The sequence below is a fragment of the Sphingobium sp. 22B genome, assembly GCF_001580035.1.
Taxonomy (GTDB): domain Bacteria; phylum Pseudomonadota; class Alphaproteobacteria; order Sphingomonadales; family Sphingomonadaceae; genus Sphingobium; species Sphingobium fuliginis.
In genome coordinates this window covers 92,522-99,404 of record NZ_LTAB01000014.1, presented here as the reverse complement: position 1 = coordinate 99,404, position 6,883 = coordinate 92,522, and the positions used below count along the sequence as shown (strand labels likewise).

Here is a 6,883-nt window from a genome sequence, read left to right as displayed (position 1 = left end):
GGGCGGGAAGGGCGGGGCATGGGAAGCGCCTAGGGCAAAATGCCGGGGAAAGTAAGTTTTGTTGGCGGCTGGCGCATATTTGCCGGTCGCGGGGATCACGCGCGCCAGGCTCGTCCCGACGCCGGCGCAGCAACGCGGTTCACCGGGCCGGCCATCGACCTTCGCCATCCCGCCCGACCACCAAAAGAAAAACGCCCCATCCTTCCAGGCGGGGCGCTCATCCTTCTTTCAGGAAAATGCCCTCAGAACGGCACTTCATCGTCCAGGTCATTGTCGAAATTGGGCCCGCCAGCGCCGCCGCGTCCGCCGCCGGAAGAGCGGCCGGAACCGCCGCCAAAGCCGCCGCCGCCGAAATCGTCATAATCGCCGCCGCCAAAGCCGCTCGAACCGCCGCTCCAGTCGCCGCCGCCCTGCGAGCGGCCGCCACCGCCGAAGCCGCCTCCCTGACTGCCGCCGCCCGGCGCGCCGTCCAGCATGGTCAGCACCGCGCCCGGCCCCTGCAGCACCACTTCGGTGGTATAGCGGTCATTGCCCGACTGGTCCTGCCATTTGCGGGTGCGCAGCTGGCCTTCCAGATAGACTTTCGATCCCTTGCGCAGGAAGCGTTCCGCCACGCCCGCCAGCCCCTCGGAGAAGATGGCGACGCTGTGCCATTCGGTGCGTTCCTTGCGCTCGCCCGACATGCGGTCCTTCCAGCTTTCGGAGGTCGCGATCCGCAGGTTGCACACCTTGCCGCCATTCTGAAAGCTCTTCACCTCCGGGTCCGCGCCCAGATTGCCCACCAGAATAACCTTGTTGACCGAACCCGCCATGTTTCCTCCGATACTTTAGCTGGCCCTTATAGCCCTGCTGCGGTGGCGGTCCAGTAGGTAAGGCCCGCCGCGACATAGGCCAGCATGAACAGATAGCCGATCATGAACAGCGGCCATTTCCAGCCGTTGGTCTCGCGTCGCGTCACCGCGATGGTGGAGATGCATTGGGGCGCGAAGACGAACCAGGCGAGGAAGGCGAGCGCAGTCGGCAGCGGCCAATTGTCCTTCAGCCGGTCGCCCAGGCTGCGTTCCAGCTTCGCTTCATCCTCGTCGGCGTCCAGCGAATAGACGGTGGCGAGCGCGGACACGGCCACTTCGCGCGCCGCCATGGCCGGGATCAGCGCGAGCGAGATGTCGCGGTTGAAGCCGATCGGCGCGAGCACCAGGTTGAGCCCGTTGGCGACACGTCCCGCGACCGAATAGTTGACCTGGCTGATGCCGCTATCTTCCGGCGCCTTGGGAAAGCTCAGCAGCACCCAGAGGATCACCGTCGAGGTGAAGATGATCGTGCCCGCGCGCTTGAGGAAGATCACCGCGCGCTGCCAAAGGCCGAGCAATATGTCCTGTGGGCGCGGCCATTGATATTTGGGCATCTCCATCAGGAAGCCGCCGCTCGCGCCCTTGGTGACGGTGCGGCGCAGCATCAGCGCGGCCAGCATCGCGCCGACGATGCCGGAGATGTAGAGGCAGAACAGCACCAGCCCCTGCAAACCGATGCCGAGCGCCACCGTTCGGGCCGGGATGAAGGCGCCGATGATCACCGCATAGACCGGCAGCCGCGCCGAACAGGTCATCAGCGGCGCGATCAATATGGTGGTCAGCCGGTCCTTCGGGTCCGCGATGGTGCGGGTCGCCATGATCCCCGGCACCGCGCAGGCGAAGGAGGAGAGCAGCGGGATGAAGGCCCGCCCAGACAGCCCCACCTTGGCCATCAGCCCGTCCATCAGGAAGGCGGCGCGGACCATATAGCCGGTCGCCTCCAGCATCAGGATGAAGAAGAAGAGGATCAGGATCTGCGGCAGGAACACGATGACCGATCCAACGCCGTTCAGCACCCCGTCGACCAGGAAGGAACGCAGCAGCCCATCGGGCAGCGCGGCCGTCACGGCGTCGCTGGCGCTGGCGACAAAGCCCTCGATCATGGCGATCGGCGCTTCGGACCAGGCATAGACCGCCTGGAACATGATGAAGAGCAGCGCGAGCAGCAGGATCAGCCCCGCCACGGGATGCAGCGCCACCCGGTCGACCGCCGCGGTCAGCCGGCGGGAGGGGGTTTCGCGCACGATGGCCGCGCGGGCAATCCGGCGCGCTTCCCGGCGCAGCCCTTCGAAATCGCGCTGTTCGGCGGAAGCGCGGACCTTGCCTGCGCTGCCGTCGAGCATCGATTCAAGCTCGCCGCGCAGATGATCCAGGCCGCGCTTGCGCACCGCCACGGTGGAGATCACCGGCACGCCCAGTTCACGGGAGAGGATATGGGCGTCCAGTTCCAGCCCGTCGCGGGTGGCGAGGTCGACCATGTTGAGCGCCACGATGGTCGGCAGGCCAAGCGCGATCAGTTCCAGCGCGAAGCGGAGATGATTGTCGAGATTGGACGCGTCGACCACCACGACCAGCGCGTCAGGCAGGCGCTCGCCCGCCTGCCTGCCCAATATGACGTCGCGCGTCACCTGTTCGTCGGGACTGGTGGGGTTGAGGCTGTAGGTGCCGGGCAGGTCGACCAGTTCGATCGGGCGGCCGTCCGACAGGGAAAAGCGGCCCGCCTTGCGCTCCACGGTGACGCCGGGATAATTGCCCAGCTTCTGCCGCGCCCCGGTCAGGGCGTTGAACAGGGCGCTCTTGCCGGCATTGGGATTGCCGACCAGCGCGATCAGCGGCAGGTTCGTCACAGGTCGCTGTCCGAGGGGCCGGTGCGGACCGTGATGGCGGCGGCATGGTTGCGGCGCATGGCGATGGTCATGCGGCCGACCTTGCAGGCGATAGGCCCGCGGCCCAGCAACCCGCCATGGTGCAGCGCTTCCACGCTCGCGCCCTCGCACAGGCCGAATTCACGCAGCCTTTGCCCGTCGGACGCGGACAGCGCGTTCCAGTCGATCAGGTCCACATAAGCGGGTTGGCGCAGCGGCAGGTCGGTCAGGCGCAAGGGTAAGGCACTCGTCATTTACTTCTGCGAGTGACTATCAATACCGATTGGAAAAGGCCAGCGCGAATCGGTGCGGCGGCGCGGCAGATTATATGGCCGGGTAGCGCAGCCGCCCGATGAAGCGGGCGAAGCTCAGCCGTTCGCCGCCGCCAATGCCCTTCCACTGGGCCTTGGCGCGCTCGAAGCGCATCACGCCTTCGATCCGCCGCGCCAGGAAAGCGCGGGTCTCCGCCCAGTCATCGCTCTCATCATCGACGAAGACCAGCAGGGTCGCGGCATAAACCCCCGCCAGCGTCAGGCGCTTGCTGTAATGATTGAGGTCCGTCGACTCGTCGCCCGCGGCGCGCCACATCACGTCCGCCGCGCGCCAGCCGAGTTTGGCGGCGCGGGCCGCGTTGCGGGGCATGGCCATGACCGCCTGCGCCCGGCGCAGCGCTTCCCGGTCGCGCGCGAGCAGGGTCAGGCGGCTTTCCACCAGCCGCGTTATGCGCTGGCGGATCGACAGGGCCGCCAGCTTCTCAGCCGGCAGCGCCTCCAGCATCCGCGCATCGATGCTTTCGAACCAGGCATCGATCATGTCCATCGCGCCCCCTGGAAAGGCCAGCGCGGCGATGTCGGCATCGATGCCGCACTGCTTCGCCGCCATGGCCACCGCTTCCCGGCGCCAGCCGTCGAAGGCGGCATGGCGGGGCAGGATCGGGGCGAGCGCGGCCCGCACTTCGTCGAGCGTCATGTCTTGATGCGTCGGGGTCATGGCCCGCTATTACGCCCCGCCGCGCAGGCGTACAAGCGCGCGGACGCATTAGCCGAGATGAAGGCGGGGAAAGCAAAACTTGGCGGCATGGCGGCGGCCAGGGTCTTGAAGCGGCTCGCCAGGCATCCTAGCTGGCTTTGGCAGGCAAGTCCCGTTGCAATCTGCAACTTTGAAAAGGGAGTATTTCATGGCGAATCTGTTCGAACCGGTACAGCTCGGGGCGATCCATGCCCCCAATCGCGTGCTGATGGCGCCGCTCACGCGCGGCCGCGCGACCCGCGATCATGTGCCGACGCCGATCATGGCGGACTATTATCGCCAGCGCGCTTCGGCGGGCCTCATCATCAGCGAGGCGACGGGCATTTCGCGGCAGGGGCTGGGATGGCCCTTCGCGCCGGGGCTGTGGTCGGAAGAGCAGGTTGAGGCGTGGCGGCCGGTGACGGAGGCCGTGCATGAGGCAGGCGGCCGGATCGTCGCGCAACTCTGGCATATGGGGCGCGTGGTGCACAGCAGCGTGACTGGCGAGCAGCCGGTCTCGGCCAGCGCCACCGCGGGACCGGGCGACGCGCACACCTATGAGGGCAAGAAGCCCTATGAACAGGCGCGGCCTTTGGCCATAGACGAAATTCCGGGCGTGATCGCGGATTATGTCCGCGCTGCCAAAAACGCCATCGCGGCCGGTTTCGACGGTGTGCAGATCCATGCCGCGAACGGCTATCTGATCGACCAGTTCCTGCGCGACGGCAGCAACCATCGCGACGATATTTATGGCGGTTCGATCGAAAATCGCGTGCGCCTGCTGCGGGAGGTGACGCAGGCGGTGGCCGACGGCATCGGTGCGGACCGCGTGTCGGTGCGGCTGTCCCCCAATGGCGAGACGCAGGGCGTCGACGACAGCAATCCTTCCGCCCTGTTCGCGGCGGCCGCGGACGTGCTGCAGCAGATCGGCATCGCCTTCCTTGAACTGCGGGAGCCGGGGCCGGACGGGTCCTTCGGCCGGACCGACGTGCCGCGCCAGTCGCCGGTCATCCGCCGGCATTTTTCCGGGCCGCTGATCCTGAACAGCGATTACGACCTGGAGCGGGCGCAGCGGGATCTGGACAGCGGCCTGGCCGACGGCGTGAGCTTCGGGCGCGCTTTCCTGGCCAATCCGGACCTGCCCAAGCGCCTGCGGATCAATGCGCCGCTCAATGGCGCGAACATGGCGACCTTCTACAGCCAGGGCGAGGAAGGCTATGTCGACTATCCGGCGCTGGAGGAAGCGGCCTGAATAGAGGTCTGGGGGGCGGGTGGAAAGTGGACACTCCCCCCTCACGCCTTAGGGGAGGGGGCTGGATCGGCCAACTTCGGCCTCCCGTCCTGGCCCGCCGCAACCCCGAACCGCATAAAGAAAGGGGCCGCCCGGCAGCAGCCCCTTTGCACACCTAAATCCGGCGTCTCAGGCGCTGAATCTCTCCCGCAGCGCCAGCATGGCAATGGCCGCCTTCGCCGCTTCGCCGCCCTTGTCCTTCTCGTCCCGCCTGGCGCGGGTCAGCGCCTGGGCTTCGTTCTCGACCGTCAATATGCCGTTGCCGATCGGGATGCCGTCCATGCTGAGCGCCATCAGGCCGCGCGCGCTTTCGTTCGACACGACTTCGAAATGATAGGTTTCGCCCCGGATCACCACGCCGATGGCGATGAAGCCGTCATAACGCCCGGTTTCCGCCGCCAGCGCCACCGCGCCGGGAATCTCCAGCGCGCCGGGAACCGTCACCACCTCATATTTATGCCCCTCATCCTCCAGCGCGGCGACCGCGCCCTCGATCAGCAGGTCGTTGAGATGGTCGTAGAAGCGCGCTTCGACGATCAGGAATTTTGCCATGGATAGGTTCCTTAAAGCTCGATCGACCGCTGCCCAACCACGGCCAGGTCATAGCCGTCAAGCGCGATCAGGCTGTGGTGCGTGTTGCTGAGCAGGATCATGTCATGGACGCCGAGTTCGGCCAGAATCTGCGCGCCCACGCCATAGTCGCGCAATTCGTCCATGCCGGAGTCGGGCTGGCCCGCATGATGGCGCAGGCTGCGGCTCATGAAATCGCCCGGCGCCTGGGCGGCGAGGACGACGACGATGCCGGCCCCCTGCCGGGCGATGATCTCCATCGACTTGGCAAGCAGGCCGTTGCGCGGCCCGGTCGATCCATAGACGTCGTCCAGCAGCGAAAGCTGGTGCATGCGCACCAGCGTCGGTTCTTCGGGGGAGACATGGCCCTTCTGCAGCACCAGCTGCTCGGTCTGGGTCGCCTTGTTGTAGAAGCTGATCGCCTTCCAGTCGCCGCCCCACTGGCTGTTGAAGACGGTTTCGGCGCGGCGTTCGACCATATGATCATGCCGCCGGCGATAGGCGATCAGGTCGCGGATCGTGCCGATCTTCATCCTGTGCTTCTGGGCGAAGGGGATGAGGTCGTCCAGCCGCGCCATGGTGCCGTCGTCCTTCATCACCTCGCAGATGACGCCCGACGGATTGAGCCCGGCCAGACGGGCGACGTCCACCGCCGCCTCGGTATGGCCGGTGCGGACCAGCACGCCGCCATCCTTCGCCACCAGCGGGAAGACATGACCGGGCGTCACGATGTCTTCGGGCCCCTTCGACCCGTCGATCGCGACGGAGATGGTGCGGGCGCGGTCGGCGGCGCTGATGCCGGTGGTCACGCCCTCGCGCGCCTCGATCGACACGGTGAAGGCGGTTTCGTGGCGGGTGCCGTTGTTGCGGCTCATCAGTCCCAGGCCCAGATGGTCGACCCGCTCCTTGCTCAACGCCAGGCAGATGAGGCCGCGGCCATGGGTGGCCATGAAGTTGATCGCGTCCGGCGTCGCCATCTGCGCGGGAATGACCAGGTCGCCCTCATTTTCCCGGTCCTCGTCATCGACCAGGATGAACATGCGGCCGTTGCGGGCCTCATTGATGATCTCCTCGGGAGAGGCGAGCGCGGTGCCGCCCTCCCGCTTGGCGAGATAGCTTTCCAGCTTGCCCAGCGTTTCCGCCGTCGGATTCCAGTCCGCCTCGCCCAGCTTGCGCAGGGAATTGGCATGGAGACCCGCCGCGCGGGCAAGGCCGGATCGCGACATGCCGCCCTCCGTAACCAGCGAACGGACCGTATCGATAAGGGCTGACGACATGCTGAAGACTCCTTCCCACGG

General features: G+C 66.6%; 7 protein-coding genes. 1 reads left to right on the top strand and 6 read right to left on the bottom strand.

The genetic code is table 11. The features are described from left to right. Positions 1-242: 242 nt before the first annotated feature. The 4 genes from ssb to A0J57_RS14200 all read right to left on the bottom strand — a co-directional run bounded on the left by ssb (position 243) and on the right by A0J57_RS14200 (position 3,706). Positions 243-812 carry a single-stranded DNA-binding protein gene (gene ssb, locus A0J57_RS14215; RefSeq protein ID WP_061938678.1) on the bottom strand — a complete coding sequence of 190 codons (570 nt, stop codon included), beginning with the start codon at positions 810-812 and terminating at the stop codon, positions 243-245. A 26-nt stretch (positions 813-838) separates the two neighbouring features. Continuing rightward, positions 839-2,698 carry a ferrous iron transporter B gene (locus A0J57_RS14210; protein ID WP_061938675.1) on the bottom strand — a complete coding sequence of 620 codons (1,860 nt, stop codon included), beginning with the start codon at positions 2,696-2,698 and terminating at the stop codon, positions 839-841. Then, positions 2,695-2,952: a FeoA family protein gene (locus tag A0J57_RS14205; protein WP_025548285.1), complete on the bottom strand. Its 258-nt coding sequence runs from the start codon at positions 2,950-2,952 to the stop codon at positions 2,695-2,697. Before A0J57_RS14205 ends, A0J57_RS14210 begins: the two co-directional genes overlap by 4 nt. Before the next feature lie 88 nt (positions 2,953-3,040). After that, positions 3,041-3,706, bottom strand: a complete 666-nt coding sequence (locus tag A0J57_RS14200; RefSeq protein ID WP_061938672.1) for a COQ9 family protein — start codon at positions 3,704-3,706, stop codon at positions 3,041-3,043. 187 nt (positions 3,707-3,893) lie between these two features. Between A0J57_RS14200 and A0J57_RS14195 the strand changes: the two genes are divergently transcribed. Beyond that, on the top strand, positions 3,894-4,976 hold the full coding sequence (locus A0J57_RS14195) for an alkene reductase (RefSeq protein ID WP_061938669.1): 1,083 nt from the start codon (positions 3,894-3,896) through the stop codon (positions 4,974-4,976). 168 nt (positions 4,977-5,144) lie between these two features. Here the strand turns inward: A0J57_RS14195 and ribH are convergent, their stop codons facing one another. Both ribH and ribB read right to left on the bottom strand, forming a co-directional pair. Beyond that, positions 5,145-5,567 (bottom strand): 6,7-dimethyl-8-ribityllumazine synthase, encoded by a 423-nt coding sequence (gene ribH / locus A0J57_RS14190; RefSeq protein WP_044661210.1) that lies wholly within the window; start codon positions 5,565-5,567, stop codon positions 5,145-5,147. A gap of 11 nt (positions 5,568-5,578) precedes the next feature. Further along, complete coding sequence (gene ribB / locus A0J57_RS14185; RefSeq protein ID WP_061938666.1) at positions 5,579-6,862, bottom strand: 3,4-dihydroxy-2-butanone-4-phosphate synthase; 1,284 nt, start codon at positions 6,860-6,862, stop codon at positions 5,579-5,581. Between the last annotated feature and the right edge of the window lie 21 nt (positions 6,863-6,883).

What these genes read in the sequence shown, in the direction of transcription:
- ribB (WP_061938666.1), bottom strand. Translation starts at nt 6,862, where the DNA reads ATGTCGTCAGCCCTTATCGATACGGTCCGTTCGCTGGTTACGGAGGGC.
- A0J57_RS14200 (WP_061938672.1), bottom strand. Translation starts at nt 3,706, where the DNA reads ATGACCCCGACGCATCAAGACATGACGCTCGACGAAGTGCGGGCCGCG.
- A0J57_RS14195 (WP_061938669.1), top strand. Translation starts at nt 3,894, where the DNA reads ATGGCGAATCTGTTCGAACCGGTACAGCTCGGGGCGATCCATGCCCCC.
- ssb (WP_061938678.1), bottom strand. Translation starts at nt 812, where the DNA reads ATGGCGGGTTCGGTCAACAAGGTTATTCTGGTGGGCAATCTGGGCGCG.
- ribH (WP_044661210.1), bottom strand. Translation starts at nt 5,567, where the DNA reads ATGGCAAAATTCCTGATCGTCGAAGCGCGCTTCTACGACCATCTCAAC.